This window comes from Niabella pedocola, from assembly GCF_021044425.1.
In the GTDB taxonomy this organism is placed as follows: domain Bacteria; phylum Bacteroidota; class Bacteroidia; order Chitinophagales; family Chitinophagaceae; genus Niabella; species Niabella pedocola.
Genome location: NZ_JAJNEC010000005.1, coordinates 186075 through 202422 on the forward strand (window position 1 = coordinate 186075; position 16348 = coordinate 202422).

17 protein-coding genes are annotated in these 16348 nt (G+C 48.5%); 5 read left to right on the forward strand and 12 right to left on the reverse strand.

The window, feature by feature from the left end; translation table 11 throughout:
* Positions 1-20: 20 nt before the first annotated feature.
* The 3 genes from LQ567_RS08445 to dnaB all read right to left on the reverse strand — a co-directional run bounded on the left by LQ567_RS08445 (position 21) and on the right by dnaB (position 3412).
* A complete protein-coding gene (locus tag LQ567_RS08445) occupies positions 21-932 on the reverse strand; it encodes a phosphotransferase (protein WP_231004064.1) in 912 nt (303 codons plus the stop codon).
* 79 nt (positions 933-1011) lie between these two features.
* Entirely contained in the window at positions 1012-1722 is a 711-nt protein-coding gene (locus tag LQ567_RS08450; RefSeq protein WP_231004065.1) for an RsmE family RNA methyltransferase, read from the reverse strand.
* Between the two features lie 103 nt (positions 1723-1825).
* Entirely contained in the window at positions 1826-3412 is a 1587-nt protein-coding gene (gene dnaB, locus LQ567_RS08455) for a replicative DNA helicase (RefSeq protein WP_231004066.1), read from the reverse strand.
* Between the two features lie 384 nt (positions 3413-3796).
* Between dnaB and rsmG the strand changes: the two genes are divergently transcribed.
* The gene (gene rsmG / locus LQ567_RS08460) at positions 3797-4447 is read left to right on the forward strand and encodes a 16S rRNA (guanine(527)-N(7))-methyltransferase RsmG (RefSeq protein ID WP_231004067.1); all 651 of its coding nucleotides are present in this window, start codon (positions 3797-3799) and stop codon (positions 4445-4447) included.
* 10 nt (positions 4448-4457) lie between these two features.
* Here rsmG and LQ567_RS08465 read toward each other — a convergent pair whose 3' ends face one another.
* The 3 genes from LQ567_RS08465 to LQ567_RS08475 all read right to left on the reverse strand — a co-directional run bounded on the left by LQ567_RS08465 (position 4458) and on the right by LQ567_RS08475 (position 6404).
* Positions 4458-4718 (reverse strand): hypothetical protein, encoded by a 261-nt coding sequence (locus tag LQ567_RS08465; RefSeq protein ID WP_231004068.1) that lies wholly within the window; start codon positions 4716-4718, stop codon positions 4458-4460.
* Positions 4719-5012: 294 nt separating this feature from the next.
* Positions 5013-5798, reverse strand: coding sequence for an FkbM family methyltransferase (locus LQ567_RS08470; RefSeq protein ID WP_231004069.1), 786 nt, complete (start codon positions 5796-5798; stop codon positions 5013-5015).
* A gap of 222 nt (positions 5799-6020) precedes the next feature.
* Positions 6021-6404, reverse strand: coding sequence for a hypothetical protein (locus LQ567_RS08475; RefSeq protein ID WP_231004070.1), 384 nt, complete (start codon positions 6402-6404; stop codon positions 6021-6023).
* Between the two features lie 207 nt (positions 6405-6611).
* Between LQ567_RS08475 and LQ567_RS08480 the strand changes: the two genes are divergently transcribed.
* Entirely contained in the window at positions 6612-8183 is a 1572-nt protein-coding gene (locus LQ567_RS08480; RefSeq protein ID WP_231004071.1) for a M20/M25/M40 family metallo-hydrolase, read from the forward strand.
* Between the two features lie 183 nt (positions 8184-8366).
* Here the strand turns inward: LQ567_RS08480 and LQ567_RS08485 are convergent, their stop codons facing one another.
* From LQ567_RS08485 to LQ567_RS08510, 6 genes are all read right to left on the reverse strand, one after another.
* On the reverse strand, positions 8367-8615 hold the full coding sequence (locus LQ567_RS08485) for a hypothetical protein (RefSeq protein ID WP_231004072.1): 249 nt from the start codon (positions 8613-8615) through the stop codon (positions 8367-8369).
* A gap of 191 nt (positions 8616-8806) precedes the next feature.
* Positions 8807-10660, reverse strand: coding sequence for a M1 family metallopeptidase (locus LQ567_RS08490; protein ID WP_231004073.1), 1854 nt, complete (start codon positions 10658-10660; stop codon positions 8807-8809).
* A 72-nt stretch (positions 10661-10732) separates the two neighbouring features.
* The gene (locus LQ567_RS08495) at positions 10733-11236 is read right to left on the reverse strand and encodes a hypothetical protein (RefSeq protein ID WP_231004074.1); all 504 of its coding nucleotides are present in this window, start codon (positions 11234-11236) and stop codon (positions 10733-10735) included.
* A 129-nt stretch (positions 11237-11365) separates the two neighbouring features.
* A complete protein-coding gene (locus LQ567_RS08500; protein ID WP_231004075.1) occupies positions 11366-11653 on the reverse strand; it encodes a chaperone modulator CbpM in 288 nt (95 codons plus the stop codon).
* The gene (locus LQ567_RS08505) at positions 11650-12573 is read right to left on the reverse strand and encodes a DnaJ C-terminal domain-containing protein (protein ID WP_231004076.1); all 924 of its coding nucleotides are present in this window, start codon (positions 12571-12573) and stop codon (positions 11650-11652) included. The genes LQ567_RS08500 and LQ567_RS08505 overlap by 4 nt, the downstream gene beginning before the upstream one ends.
* A gap of 67 nt (positions 12574-12640) precedes the next feature.
* On the reverse strand, positions 12641-12829 hold the full coding sequence (locus tag LQ567_RS08510) for a hypothetical protein (protein WP_231004077.1): 189 nt from the start codon (positions 12827-12829) through the stop codon (positions 12641-12643).
* Between the two features lie 194 nt (positions 12830-13023).
* On the opposite strand from LQ567_RS08510, the gene ung reads away from it, so the two are divergent.
* The 3 genes from ung (at position 13024) to LQ567_RS08525 (ending at position 16228) form a co-directional block, all read left to right on the forward strand.
* On the forward strand, positions 13024-13704 hold the full coding sequence (ung, locus tag LQ567_RS08515) for a uracil-DNA glycosylase (protein WP_231004078.1): 681 nt from the start codon (positions 13024-13026) through the stop codon (positions 13702-13704).
* Between the two features lie 642 nt (positions 13705-14346).
* Positions 14347-15387: a quinone-dependent dihydroorotate dehydrogenase gene (locus LQ567_RS08520; protein WP_231004079.1), complete on the forward strand. Its 1041-nt coding sequence runs from the start codon at positions 14347-14349 to the stop codon at positions 15385-15387.
* 13 nt (positions 15388-15400) lie between these two features.
* A complete protein-coding gene (locus tag LQ567_RS08525; protein WP_231004080.1) occupies positions 15401-16228 on the forward strand; it encodes a TerC family protein in 828 nt (275 codons plus the stop codon).
* Positions 16229-16348: the final 120 nt, after the last annotated feature.

A 16348-nucleotide genomic window follows, 5' to 3' on the forward strand; every position in this document is an offset into this window, starting at 1 on the left:
TCAATAGCCGGCACACGGCGTTATCCGAGCGTCTGCCAGGAAATGCCGTCCGGCTTTTCCAGTGCCAGGCATTCCGCGGCCCATTCCAGTTCGATGGCAACCAGTTTTACAAAAACCGTCTTTAGCCAGTCAGGCATAGGTTCATGCCTGATCCGGCTGAAATGTACCGCACAGGCGGCCGCTGCTGCGCTTCCGCCATCCGGTATGATCGTTGCCGGCCGGGGTCCTCCTTCCAGGTATAGTGTAGGCAACAGCCGTGCCAGATCGGAACGGGCACTGCCCTGCGCGGCATGGCTCCAATCTACAAACACCACCTGCTGCCCGTCAAAACAGATATTGTCACTGCGCATATCACCATGAACAAGATGGTTGCCCGATTCATCATTAAGCGCTTCGGCTGCGGTTAATGCAGCTACCGACGCCCGGAACCGACGTTCCGAACATAATTCCAGCGCCAAAAACGGTTCGGGGTTTGCAGCAAGCTCCGGCCAAAGCAGCCATTGTTTAGAAGGCAGCAACGGGAGATCCGCTATAGTAGGTAACCCGGTCAGCCTCCGTAGTCCTGAAAAAACTTGTTCCTGATCGCCCCGCCGCCAATGTACCCCACGGTGGCCCGCCGGCCAATAGGCCGCACTCAGGTCCTGGGTTAACAGTACCGGATAGCCGCCTGGCACTTCGATCCAATCGATCACGCGGGGCATCAGCGGCTCCTGAACAGCAGCCAATACCAACTGTTCCCGGTGCAGCCATACGGTGGTCTGCGGATCCGTTGCCGCCTTTACAAATACCTTGCTGCCATCGTTGAAGGATACAGAGAACCGGTGTGCCGCCGAAAGACCACATTCCGGAACCGTCCAGACCATGGTCTTTTTCCGGAAGCGGGTTTCTACCAGCTCCCGCAGATATGACGGGGGTTGATTGTTTGCATTCATATAGCAGCACATTGTATGTTTTCACAGAAATAAAATTTCAATATCAGGTCAACAAAACCCAGGGCGGTCCTGTTCAGCGCTACCGCACACAGAGCAGGGCTGCCGCCACCACACCTGCGGTTTCCGTACGCAGCCTTGTTGCACCAAGGGTTACGGGCTGGTACCCGTTTGCCAACGCGGTGCCGATTTCCTCCGTTGTAAAATCACCTTCCGGTCCTATAAGGATAATAGTGTCTGCATCTGCCAGCTGGTCTTTCAGGGAATACTTTTCATTTTCCACGCAATGTGCAATAAACTTCCGGGGAACAGCATGAAAATCCCGGTCTTTTATAAAGTCTGCATACTTCAGAGGTTCGGGCAGCTGCGGCAACCAAACCTGCCGGCTTTGCAATAAAGCACTGATCAGGATCTGCTGCAGCCGTTCTGTTTTAGCGCGTTCTTTTTCCGTACGCTCACTGATCAGGGGAATGATTGCCGCAACGCCGATCTCCGTTGCTTTTTCGAGGAACCATTCAAAACGGTTCGCATTTTTTAGTAAAGAAATGGCGACCGTAACCCGCGGATGGCGGGGCGGTGAAAAAACGGTGTCGGAAACCGTTACCGTGCAATGTTTTTTATGGGGATCAGCAATGATAGCGGTAAGCAGATGGCCTTTACCATCTGTAAGATGCAGCCTTTCGCCGGTCTGCATCCGCAATACCTGTACGATATGACGGGAATTGTTTTCGTCCAGCACCATGTTACTTTCGCCGGGCGTATATTGACTGATATAAAAAAAAGGAAGCTGCAAAACAGCGCTTTGTTTAAGGTTTAAAATTCAGGGTTCAATGTTCAAGGCCTGCCCGCCGTACTAGTTTCAATATGAACCGTTACACGTTGCACCTTAAACTAAATTAAAAAGGCGCTTCCTCCAGGTCGTCAAACTCATCGTCCTTCATCTTATTCATCTTGCTCTCTACCTGGAACAATTTGGCGCCGCCGCCACCACCGCCTTCTTCTTCATCGATCCGCTTCCAGCTGCTGCCCGGCGCGGCCATAATATTATACGGATCTTCTTCCCAACTGATGAATTTTTGAATATGTAGTAATGCCTTCAGTTTAATGGTTTCGAGTGAACCATTCCGGTGCTTGGCGATCTTTACCTCGGTTAACCCCCGCTGGTCCTCACCTTCGGCGCTGGTGTTCATATCATAGTAATCCGGGCGGTACAGGAACATAACCATATCCGCATCCTGCTCAATGGCACCCGATTCCCGAAGGTCACTCAACTGCGGTACCCGGTTACCATCCTTGGAGCCCCGTTGCTCCACGGCCCGGCTTAGCTGAGACAATGCAATGATGGGCACGCTTAACTCCTTGGCCAATCCTTTCAGGTTCCGGCTGATGGAGCTGATCTCCTGTTCCCGGTTGCCTTTGGAATCGCCACTGCCGCTCATCAGCTGCAGGTAGTCGATAATGATCATGCCGATATTGTGTTTATTTTTGAGTTTACGGCATTTGGCCCGCAGCTCAAAGATATTCAGTGCCGGTGTATCATCTATAAACAACGGAGCCTGTGAAAGCCGCTGGATACCCTTGGTATAGAGCTGCTTCATTTCATGATCTTCCATTTTACCCCGTGCGATCTTTTCCAGCATGATTTCACTTTCGGCAGACAGCACCCGCTGTACCAGCTGGGCGGCACTCATCTCCAGGGAAAAGAAGGCCACCGCCGTGGGGCGTTCTTTCTTTTTATCCATCACCGCGTTACGTGCCAGGTTCAGCGCAAAGGCGGTCTTCCCCACCGCAGGACGTGCCGCAAGGATGATCAGATCCGTATTCTGCCAGCCATAGGTGACCTTGTCCAGCATTTTAAACCCACTGGGTACACCGGTAATGTCTTCGTTGCGGTGCCGCAGGTCTTCGATCCGTTGTATGGTTTGCACCAATACCGAATCGATCGGTTGTATGGTACTGCGCAGGTGTGAATTGGTGATCTCAAATAGTTTAGATTCGGCGTCGTCCAGCAGTTCAAATACATCTGTGCTGTCTTCAAATGCATCATTGATGATTTCCCCGCTGATCCGGATCAGTTCGCGCTGTATAAACTTCTGTAATACGATCCGTGCATGCGATTCAATATTCGCCGCGGAAACAACAGCGTTGGTAAGCCGGGTAACATAATAGGCGCCCCCTACCATTTCCAGCTCCTCACGTCCTCTTAATTCCTCAACAACGGTAAGGATATCGATGGGCTGACTTTTATGCGCCAGCGACTGCATGGCCCGGAAGATCCGCTGGTTGGCGTCTACATAAAAACAATCCGCTTTTAATACTTCGATAACAGCGTCAAACGCATTCTTCTCCAGCATGATGGCACCCAGGATGGCCTCCTCCAGCTCTCTGGCCTGAGGGGGTACCTTTCCATAAACCATCGTTCCCAGGTCAACCGCCGTTCTGCGTTTCTGCTTCCGATCTTTATTTACATCTTTTAAATCCATTATATTAAAACAACTGTTTTTCTGCCCTTTAAGACAAAAATCCGCTATCATTAGCTATACACCAATGATTTCGCGGTTCATTTTTCCAACCTTAAATTTATCAATTTTAGGGAAGATTCTGTTATGGTCCCTTGAAATCAGGAAGCGAATTTAGACCCTAAAAAGGGTAGAAAAAAATCTTTATTTCTGGACCAATTATTAACAGGGTTATACACAGGAGCGAGGATTGAGATTTGAGAATCGGGAATCGGGAAATCGGGTGTGCAGTTCCAAAGCCGGGCGTTACGGCCATCGCTCTTCCGGCCGAACGCTAAAAGCAGCGCCCTCACCTTCATCACAAATCCCGAATCTGAATACTGAGCTAAAAATCGTTTTCTTTGCAGTATGGACATCGTGCAGAAATACTTTGATGATTTTACGGCTACGCAACAGGACCAACTAAAGGCGTTGGAAGAATTGTACCGCGACTGGAATGAAAAAATAAATGTGATCAGCCGTAAGGATATCGAAAGTCTTTATGAAAAGCATGTGCTGCATTCGCTCAGCATTGCCGCGGTTTTTCACTTCCCGCCCGGCACACAGGTGGTAGACCTGGGCGCAGGCGGTGGGTTTCCCGGTGTTCCGCTGGCCATCTTCTTCCCGGAGGTAGAGTTTTTGCTGGTAGACAGCATTGGTAAAAAATTAAAAGTAGTAGATGCTGTAAGTGAGGCCATCGGCCTGAAAAATTTACAGACGCGGCATTGTCGTATCGAAGACGTAAAAGACAAAAAGTTTGATTTTGTCGTTTCCAGGGCCGTAGCACCGCTGAAGGATCTCTGGCAATGGAGCCGGCCGCTGATCCGGAAAGACCCCGCCAAACATACGGTGCGGCTGATTGAAAAAGGAGATCATGCCCCCGGGCTGATCTGTTTGAAGGGCGGCGATCTTACACAGGAAATTTTTGAAAGCGGCACCCGGCCGCATATAATGGCCATCAGTGACCTGTTTACCGAACCCTTCTTCGAAGAAAAGTACCTGGTATACGTGCCGAAATAGTGCTGGCCAGCTATTGCTTCGGAGGTTCCGGCCATACAACATTTCCGGTCCATTGTCGCAAACTATCCTCCAGCACCCGTGTTACAATAGCTTGGATCTTCGAAGGTAGTTTATCAAACTCTTTAATTTGCTGGGGAGCATATTGACTTTCATCCTTCCAATGGGCTTCAGTACCAGGATTTATACGAGTATAAGCAGTATAGGATACATAAGACTGATACACCATTGGGTTTTCAGGATCAAACACCTTCGGGCGATATGGACCATTCATAAGCGGTATTTGAACAACCTTAAAAACTTTTAAAATACCGGATTCTAATACCCAACAAGAAGCATTAGATTTAAAGCCTCAACAATCTTGTTCATTGCCAAGCAGCAAGACGATTATCACTTTTAAATCCGCATTCCTTCTTCAATGTCGTTTACTTAGACGATTTTTTTTATCATTGCCGCAGATACGCTGATGGTGCCTGCAGCGCTTTCGCTGCGCTATTGTTGAGTACGATTAAGGCCTGTGCCAGATCTGCGTATCTGCTGCCCTTAACGGGGCAACACTGGTTCCTTATTACAATTGCACATGCGGCATTTCCCGCTCCGCATCATAGGCCATAAAAAAGTAATTATATCCTTTTTCAAACTGACCGATGAACTCATGCCGGTTAAAGCCGGGCTGGCCTCTCAGGAAATATTGTTGCAGGGTAAGGGTATACCCCAAGGCATCAAAAAAGTCAAACATTAGTTCCGGTGTGGCGCCGTAAAGATCGCTGCCGCCCTTTCCAAACTCAAACAATACCACGGGGCGGTGTTGTTGCAGGATCCGCTGCCCTCCTTTCAATACTTCCAACTCCGCCCCTTCCACATCGATCTTGATCAAACGGACCGGCATTTCCGGCGGAACCACTTCTTCCAGACGTTCTACTTTCACCCGGATCTTTTCAGTGGCATATTGTGTATCCTGAAAATTCCGCTCCTTTAATCCGCTTACCGCAGGGCGGTCTTTAAACACAGTAAATTCCGCTTCCCCGGCCTCGCTGGAAAGGGCCGTATTAAAAAGACGCACCCGGCTGCCATATTTTTTTTGTAACTGGGCAAACAGGTATGGGATGGGTTCAAATCCTATATGTTGCCCTTGCGGCGCTCTTTTCAGAATAGCAGAAAGGATCTCGCCCTTGTGCGCGCCGATATCAATGCAGTTGCTGTCCTCTTTTAATATCCGTTTGATCACGTCAAAGGTTTCAAAGTCGTACCGGTCAAACGGCGGCTGCAATACTTTTTCTGAAAAATGATAAAAACGGTACGCCATTTTTTTAGCTGCCGTTGTTACCACCTGTGGAACATATTTGCGTTTCATGAGCTGTAAAAATAGGGCATTTAGCGTCAAAGGACAATGAGCCGCAAAAAGAACTTCATAAGGATCGGCCGATCCCCGCTCCTAGCTCCCCGCTCCTTTGATGGTTACCGGTTTGCGCTAAGCAGCGGTATGTAATGGTAACCAATGGTGTTTACCAACGGGGCTACAAAGCGCACCATTTACTGCTGATTATTTGAGGCTAAAGCCTGACTGCTGAATGGCCTAAACAATTTGTGCTTTTATCTGGTTGAACCAGTTTTGATTGGCACTTCCGAAAAAATGATAATCAATAAAAAAGTACATCACCTGGCCGCTGCTGGTGGCAATACGCAACGGTTGCCCGCCCAAACCAAAGTTATGCATAAGCGTTTTCGTATAGTATTCGTCAAACCCGATATACAGCTGCGAAATCCGGTCCAGCGGAACCGAATAGTATTCATTGCCCGATAATTCGATGGATTTTTCGGTAAGTGCAATATCCGTTGCATGTTGATGAAATGGCGGACCACCGGTAATACGGATTCCCCCACCGCGATCTTTGCCACGCGTTAAAACCTCATGTTTAAAACACCACAAGGCAGTACCGGTTATCAATAGTGTTTTCATGCCTTAATAATGCCCTTTAAAGGTACAGCTTTTTATTTTTTAACCGAAAGTGCCTATATTGGTGCAGCGCGCATGCATAAACAACACGCCGTAGTGGCGCTGGTTATTTTCAATCAATCAGCTGCAAGGCCTGTACGGGTTCAAATGACTGCAACGATACCAGTACCGTTTATGCATCCGGGCCAACGTTATACAAATATTTTCTATATGACCCGATACACGTCCCTGCTTTTTTGCCTGGTTTTTTTACTAACCAGCCCGTTCCTGCATGCACAACCAGCATCGCAGAGCCGCGAGCCCCTGTTACCTATAGTGGAAAAGATTGTTGATGAGGTGCAGCAGCACTCCCAATTGGAAAAACTGGCGGGCGAGCTGCTGGATGGTATTGGTCCCCGTCTGGTAGGCACACCCGAAATGCAAAAAGCCGGCGATTGGGCGATCGCGAAATTTCAAAGCTGGGGCATCAGCGGGAGCAAACAATCGTTTGGTGAATGGCGCGGATGGCAGCGGGGCATTTCACAGGTAGAGATGATCGCCCCACGCATCAAAAGCCTCGAAGCCACACAACTGGCCTGGAGCCCTGCAACCAAAACACCGGTACAGGGCGAGGTAGTGGTTTTGCCCCCTGTAAACAATGCGGATGCATTTGCCGAATGGTTAAAAACGATAAGAGGGAAAGTGGTATTGATCTCCCAATACCAGCGCTCCGGCCGGCCCGATTACCAGATCAAGGAATTTGCCACCCCGGAATTGTATGAGAAGATGATGCGGGAACGGGCCGGCGATGCAGAAGCCTTCCGTAAATCTATGGCCAATACCGGGTATACAGCCAATACATTGCCGGAGGCCCTGGAAAAATCCGGGGCTGCGGCCATTGCCATTTCAAACTGGACGGGCATTATGGGCGCTAACCGTATTTTTGGGGCGCGTACCAAAAAGATCCCGACCATCGATATTGCGGTGGAAGACTATGGCATGTTATACAGGATGGCGGTAAACGGGTTAGCACCCCGCATCCGGATCCATGTACAATCCAAAGAGCTGGGCATGGTTCCAACCTTCAATATTGTGGGTCGCATCGAGGGGAAGGAAAAGCCCAATGAATATGTAGTGCTTTCAGCACACTTCGATTCCTGGGACGGCGCCCAGGGAGCCACCGATAATGGTACGGGTACCATTACCATGATGGAAACGATACGGGTATTAAAAAAATTATACCCCAACAACAAACGCACCATACTGGTTTGTTTGTGGGGAAGCGAGGAACAGGGACTGAACGGTTCCCGCGCCTTTGTAAAAGACAATCCGCAAATCGTACAAAACATCCAGGCGGTATTTAACCAGGATAATGGTACCGGACGTATTGCCAATATCAGCGGCCAGGGTTTTGTAAATGCATACGACTACCTGGGCCGGTGGCTGTCCGCCGCTCCTAAAAAGATCACCACAGGTATTGAAACCAGCTTCCCCGGAATGCCCGGTGGCGGCGGATCGGATCATGCGTCTTTTGTAGCTGCAGGCGTGCCGGCATTTATGCTCAGCTCATTGAGCTGGGGCTACGGCGGCTATACCTGGCATACCAACCGGGACACCTATGATAAGATCGTTTTTGATGAAGTAAAGAATAATGTGATCCTTACGGCTGTACTGGCTTATATGGCATCAGAAGATCCTCAGACGGCCAACCGCGATCAGCGGGTACTACCGGTTGTAAACGGTAAACCATCGGCATGGCCGGAAATAAAAGATCCCGAACGCCGGGGCGGCGTTGAAAAATAGCGCTTTGTTTTCCGGGTGCTTACGGGTGCTGCTCAAAAGAATGGTGCGTTCGGATGCCCATCTAACAGCCCCCGGGTACACTGCTACGTTGGAACAACGCTTTTTTATTACACGCCATTTTTGTTGATCATCATCGCGGTAAAAATTCCTGCAAACCGTTTTTCACAGACGGCGCAACTTCTTTTATTTCAAATTTCTTTCTTTCAGTAGTTTTTCCAATGCTTTTTGATATTTCCGGTTCCGGGTCGCTATCGGAATATAAATTAAGGGCAGCAAACTTAGCAGGCCAAAACCTTTTTTAACGATGCTGAAAACCGATATACCGATTAAAACACCAATAATTGCAGCATCGAAAATAACAGTTGTTTTACTTTTTTTTACTTCCTGTAATAACGCCTCATCTGTTAATGTGGACAGCTCTTTTTGATTCATTTATATAATTTATGGAACTTGTTAAGTTGCGTAATGTGTAATAAAAAACGGCCTCGCCGTACGACACTTTCCGATCCGACAATGATGCTTCAGGGGAAAGAAATGAACCCGGTCAACCCCTTTCCTTCGGATAAAAAACGGTATCAGCCATTCAGGCCTCAGGCTTCCCGTTCCGCAAATGGCTGAAGCCGTTAATACTTCAGCTCCAGGCGGTTGTTTCTCCGGTTCACATCGGCCATACGCTGCGAAGGATCTATTTCTGCAACGGCGATGTCTGTTAAGCGGTGATTGGTTTCTACCGTATAGTATTTATTGGTCCAGGGCCAGGGCTGGTATACCAGCCATTTAATGGTTTTATTTTCCGCCGGCTTGGCCTGGTACATGAGGTCCAGCGGCACATTGTGCATTTCCCTGGTGCTGTCTTTAAACGTGATCAAAAAATCAACCGGCATCGGCATCAGGCCATCGTTACGCAAACGGATCTTTGTTTTGCCGCCTTCCTCCCAAAGACTGTCAATTGCATAATCGATCGTACGGGTGGTATAGATCCAGTAATCGCGGTACCAGTCCAGCTTTGTACCGCTGGTGCGTTCGGCCACCCGCAGGAAATCATCCGGGTCCGGGTGTTTGAATTTCCATAGATCGTAATATTTCAACAATACCCGGTCTCTAACCTCCTCACCCAGGATATACCCCAGCTGAACCAGGTACAGCGCTCCTTTGATATAGCTGCCCTGCGCATATGCATAGTTGGTATTGTAATGATCGGCAGGCGTGCTCAATGCTTCTTCTTTCCCGCTTTTTGCCAGGTTCTGGTAATAAATGTACGTGGAATCCGGCCGGCTATATCCCTGCACGCCCTGCTGGTTCAGCCAGTTAGAAACGCGGGTATCGGCATAGTCCGCACCACCCTCGTCCATCCAGGAATACCGCGTTTCGTTGGTAGCCAGCCGCCCGTAAAACCATTCGTGCATCCATTCGTGCAGCCAGGCTCCCGGAGAAGCCAGCAAGGTGGCCATGGGATACTCCATCCCCCCATCGCCCCCGGTGATAAACGAATATTGTTTGTAGGGATACCGGCCAAAGGTTTGTTCAATATAAGGCAGCGCCCGCTCTGCATCGGATAGCACCTTTTCCCATTTATCCGCTTTGGATTTTGTCTCCTTATAAAGCAGGTGCAGCGTAAGGTCGTTCCGTATCTTTTTTGTTTTGTGAATAAAACCGGTATCCGCGGCCCACATAAAATCATGTACCTCCGGTGCGGTAAATCTCCAGGTGAGCCGGTTGCCCGCCGGCCGTTTCACAGCCGTACCTTCGGGTTCATAGCCATAACCGATCTGACTGGCATTGGTAAGGTACCCGGTACCTCCAAGTATATAATTTTTATCAATGGTGATATTCACTTCAAAATCGCCGAAATTTCCATAAAACTCACGCCCTACATAGGGTGTGGGATGCCAGCCGTCCTTGTCATAAGCACTAAGCTTGGGGTACCACTGGCTCATGGAGTATTGCACCTTGGTATCGGGATTATCACGGCCGCTTCTCCGGATCTGCAGGGGCACCTGTGCTTCAAAATTCATATCAAAAATCACTTTTTGCGCCGGCAGGATCGGATGGGTGAGTTTCACGATCAGGATCGTGCCCTGCACTTCGTAGGGTTGCGGCACGCCGTTCATCCGTAGTGCATTTATTTTCTGATACCCGATCTCGTCCGGCTTGAGGTTCGAGATCCGGTCCTTTACCCGGGGATCCCAATCCTGTTTTGTGCCGATCATAATACCGCCCTGTCTTCTGCTCCGCTCGTCCATCATACTGCCCGGCTGAAATGCATTCCAGAACAAGTGATAGTACACCCGGTCCAGGGTATCCGGCGATTGATTCCAGTATTCCAGCTTTTGTTTGCCGGTAAACCGGTTGGTTGCCACATTCATATCTACATCCATCGTGTACTTCACACGCTGCTGCCAGTATCCGTTCTGCGCGTGTACCGAAACCACAAAGCCTGCCAGTAATAAAAACAATAACCCTTTTGAGGTACGCATATCAAAATTTTAAATTCTGGCGGAAAATAATCAAAAAAACATAAAGGCCTGTGGGAAAATCGATAAATGCCCTTAGTTCTGATGCGGAGGTGTATGGAGCCGCTTCCCCGATTCGCTGAAATATTGGTACCGCGGCGTTGTTTCGGCATTTTTCAACAGGAGCCGGTAGGTCTCATACCCGCTTGGAATATAGATTACATCTACATCTTCCACATCGGCGGCATCCAGGCGGGAACGCCGGAACCCCGACTTTATTTTTTCTGGGAGCCGGTCAAAACTAAAATTCATGGCCGTATACGCCCATTCATTTTTTTTATAAATGGCTTCATATTGTTCATTTTTCATCAGGAAATCAACCACCGTCCGGTTTCCGTTGACCCTGCATTTCAGATCCGTAGCATAGGGATACTGGATATAAAACAACTCTGCAATGCCCTTGGGAACACTGATATTCTGGGCTTTTGCCGGCAGGGCTGCGATTAAACAACACCCGGCAATGCCCAACAGCCGCAAGGTCCGGCGTATGCGCGGTACCCGTTGCAGATGAAAAAAAACAGATCGTATATATAGCTTCATAATAAAAAGCCGTAGCCGCCCGGAGCATTGTTCATGCGCCATCAGTCATCACAATATCCATCAGCGGCACTCAGATCATCTGCCGCACCGGTTAATGCCGGCATGCAGCGTTGCCGCAAACCTGTTCCCCTACTGCCCCAGTTCATTCCGGAGCGTGCGGATCTCGGTTTGCAATGCCTGCACTTTGTGCAACAAATGTGCGATGGTTTCCAGTCCCTCTATATTGATATCGAGATCATAATGCATATGCATGTATTTCTCAAGATCCGTCAGCTGTTCAAACGCAATGAAAACCCCTTCTTCACGCCGGGTTAGTTCAATCAGTCCGTGCTCATCCAGCGAATGCACAAAAGCGACTTCGATGCGGTAATAGGAGCAGCATTGTTCTACAGAGATGCTATGAATATTTTCGGTCATGATTTGCTTTCTGTCTCCTTTGCCAGTTCTTTAAATAATGCTTTTTCCTTTTCGGATAGATTTTTGGGTAATTGTACCTGGTAGGTAATATACAGGTCTCCGAAACTGCCCTCCTTCTTATAAACGGGAAAACCCTTTCCTTTCAGGCGCACCTTTGTTTCATTCTGCGTTTCGGGATGGATCGTCAGCTTTACCTTCCCGTCCATCGTATCCACCATTTCCTCGCCACCCAAAACGGCCTTGTACAAGCTGATGGGTACCTGGGCGTACAGATCATTCCCTTTTCTGATAAACGCGGTATTGTTCTGGATAACAAATGTGATATACAGATCGCCGTTGGGCCCGCCGTTCACACCCGGGGCGCCATACCCGGATATCTTGATCTCCTGGCCGTTCTCGATCCCCGCCGGTACCGTAATCCGGATACTCTTTTCGTTTACAGTAAAGGTTTGCTGATGCGTTTTATAGGCATCAGACAGGTTCAGGGTTACCGAAGCCCGGTAATCCTGGCCCTTGAACCGGGTAGCCGACTGGCCGCCACGTCCCGCGCCTTTGCCAAACATAGAAGAAAAGAAATCAGAGAAATCCCCCTCATCGCCCGACTGGTAACTGTAATAATCGCCACCTTCAAAAGGATGCCCTTGCCGCCGGCCTCCGGACGACTGCTGCTGCCGCGCCTGTTCAAACTGATCGGCATGCTTCCAGTCTGCACCATACTGATCGTATTTCTTACGTTTCTCCGGATCACTCAGCACCTCATGTGCTTCGTTGATCTGCTGAAAAAGTTTCACCGCTTCCTTATCATCCGGGTTCAGATCCGGGTGATGTTTCCGTGCCAGTTTGCGATAGGCCTTTTTAATGTCTTCTGCCGAAGCATCTTTGCCAAGTCCCAGCACTTTATAATAGTCGATATAATCCATTTACTCAAAATAATGTTTCAAGTTAAAACATAAATGGAAAAATTCCAACAAACATTCCCTGCTAATTTTATGCAAACAGCAGGTAGATCACCGCAATGGCCAGTAAAGAAATCAACCAGAGACTTACCAGGGAAAATTTCAGGATCGTAACATATTTTTCCTTAAACAACCGGTCCTTCAAAAAAACATACATCGTGATCGAATAAATGCTGTTTGTAACAATCCAGACTATGGGAAATAAAAGATAGGGATTCATCTGAAGTGGTTTAGCGTGGAGGATAAAAGTAGCCAAAAACCATTAACCGGCAGCCCGGCAACTGTTAAATTAGCGATTTGATAACACCCTTCCGATATTCTTTATACTTAGCACCCTACTAACCAGTTAGATACCGGGGCCAATAAATGTTTGCGTTTCTCAGCAGAGTTCCTATTTTTACTCAAATTAGCAGAATGGAAGTAGCAATTGAGCAATCCTGGAAAAAAGAGCTGCAGGATGAATTTCAGAAGCCCTATTTTGAAACACTGGCAGAACACCTTAAAACGGAGAAACAGGCAGGCAAAACGATCTATCCGGCCGGCAAAAATATTTTCAATGCTTTTAATACCACACCGTTTGACCAGGTAAAAGTGCTGCTGCTGGGGCAGGATCCCTATCATGGGCCCGGCCAGGCGCACGGACTCTGTTTCTCGGTGCAAAAAGGAGTGCCGCCCCCGCCATCGCTGGTGAATATTTATAAGGAACTGCATGCAGACCTGGGGGTTTCCATTCCTAAAAGCGGGGATCTCACCCACTGGGCGCAGCAGGGTGTATTTATGCTTAATGCATCCTTAACCGTAAGGGCCGGCGAACCGATGAGCCATGCCAAAATTGGTTGGGCCACATTTACCGATGCGGTGATCCGTAAGGTATCGGATCACAAACAACATGTGGTCTTTATTTTATGGGGACGTTTTGCGCAGGAAAAAGCATCCCTCATCGATGCATCCAAACACTTTATCATCAAATCGGCACACCCCTCTCCCCTTTCAGCACATAACGGGTTCTTTGGCAGCAAACCCTTTTCAAAAACCAACGAATACCTTACAGCACACGGTATCGATCCCATCGACTGGAAGATTACGGATGTATAGCGTTACACGTTCAAGAGTTCTCCCGGCTGGTACTCAACCGGATGCTTAATTCAACGTTGTTCACTTAAGCTTTTTTTTATCCTTGCCGAAAGCCCACCAATGGCACCTTCAGGGCTTTCGCTGCGCCATTGTTAAATACTATTAAGACATGTACAAATCTGCGCATCTGTGACCCTAAAAAACGCTTTTTTTTATACTCGCTGCATTATGCTGACGGCCCCTGCGATAATGCTGAATACTATTAAGACCGTACCAGATCTGCGCATCTGCGGCCCCAACAAAACGCTTTTATCATTGCCCAAGCCCCACCAATAGCACCTGCAGCGCTTCCACTGCGCTATTGTTAAATACTATTAAAGCCGTACCAGATCTGCGCATCTGCGGCCCTAACAAAACGCTTTTATCATTGCCCAAGACCCACCAATAGCACCTGCAGCGCTTCCACTGCGCTATTGTTAAATACTATTAAAGCCGTACCAGATCTGCGCATCTGCGGCCCTAACAAAACGACATTCAATCTCTATTCAGGATGCTCCATTCCCGCTTCCCAATACTGAATGCCGAGTCCGCGATCCGGAGGCTTCACGCTCAATTCCGGATTCCGGATCCTGAATTCTCAATTCTCGTTTATATTTGCATTTTATGTACCAACTTTTACGCAAGTTTTATTTTTCATTTCCGCCGGAGCGCGTTCACTATATGGCAATGCGCCATTTACAGCTATTTACCAAAAACAAATTCGGCAAAACCATCATCCGGTCCTTTACTGACGCCCCGGTAAAGGAAACCCGCTTTTTGAACCTCAGGTTTAAGAACCCGGTAGGCCTGGGAGCCGGTTTTGACAAGAATGCTGTTTTTTTGAATGAACTGGAAGCGCTGGGATTTGGCTTTGTGGAGATCGGCACCGTTACGCCGTTGCCGCAGGATGGCAATGAGCAGCCGCGGCTGTTTCGCCTGCCGGCCGATAAGGCGCTGATTAACCGGATGGGATTTAATAATGACGGCGTTGAAAAAATTGCGCAGCGCCTGGAAGCATGGCGTACAAAAAAAGCAGGCAGCAGGGAGCCATACCCCCTGATCATCGGCGGCAATATCGGCAAGAACAAGGTCACGCCCAATGAAAATGCCTGGCAGGATTATGCCACCTGTTTTAACCGGCTGCATCCGTTTGTGGATTATTTTGTGGTAAATGTAAGCAGTCCGAATACACCCGGTTTGCGGGAGCTGCAGGATAAAGACGCACTCCGGAAAATTTTGCTCAACCTGGCCATGATCAACAATGGAAAGGCTTTTGCGAAGCCGATACTCCTGAAAATCGCACCGGATCTCAGCCAGGAACAGATCGATGATGTGATTTCACTGGCACTGGAAATCAAACTCGACGGTCTTGTGGCTACCAATACAACGATCGACCGGAGCAACCTCGTTACCCCGGGCAGCGTGGTGGAAAGTATTGGCGCGGGGGGATTAAGCGGCAAACCCGTACAACAAAAAAGCACGGCGATCGTACAATATATTACGGAACAAACCAATGGTGCGATCCCCATCATTGCATCCGGCGGTATCTTTACGGCGGCAGACGCAAAGGAAAAGCTAGCGGCGGGCGCCTCCCTGGTACAGATCTGGACCGGCTTTATTTACGAAGGCCCCACCATTGTAAAAAACATCTGTACCCAATTGTAAACCAAACCATATTATGACACTTTTATTTATCTCAACTGCTGAACTATTCACCGTTGATTCGCTCATCAGCTTCCTGATCCTTTCCATTTTAGAAATTGTACTGGGGATCGACAATGTTATTTTTGTAAGCATCATCCTCAACCGGCTACATAAGGATTCAAGAAAAAAGGCCCGGCGCGTATGGATGGTAACCGGCATTTTATCCCGCTGTTTGCTGCTGATGGGACTGAGCTGGCTGTTGGCTCAAAAAGGCAAACACATCATCCCCGAATCCTGGTTTGGCAAAGGATTTGACCTGGCAAGCATCGTAATGCTGGCGGGCGGACTTTTCCTGATCTATAAATCGGTAAAAGAGATCCATCATAAACTGGAGGGAGAAGATCCTTCAGCGGCTACGAAAAATCAAAAACAACTCAGCTTTGGACAGGCCATCGGCCAGATACTTGTGATTGATGCGGTGTTTTCATTCGATAGTGTGATCACGGCGGGTGGAACGGCCAAGCATATTGAGATCATGATTGCAGCGGTAATTGTGGCCATGACCGTGATGTTTGCCTTTAGTGCCAGGATCTCCGACTTTATACAAAACCACCCCACCATTAAAATGCTGGCCCTTTCCTTCCTGGTGATGATTGGTGTAAGCCTGATTGTTGAAGGATGGAATGCAGATATGGCACATGAGCTGCATTTAAAAAACTACATTTATTTTGCCATGGCTTTTTCGTTCATTGTAGAATTATTGAATTTATTCATGCGCAAAAGACAGCAGCAGCATGTTGTTCAGTTAAACGGTCCGGTGCTGCCCAAGGACGAAGACAAAAAAGAAAACACCGCCCCATAAGCGCAGGAGCGAGGCAAAGTTCAAAGCATAAGGTTTAACGATGCCGTTCAAACCCGCTTTATAACGGATGCATTTTTACGTGGCAGGTACGGTCTTGTTTGATGCAGGGTGTTGATTTTC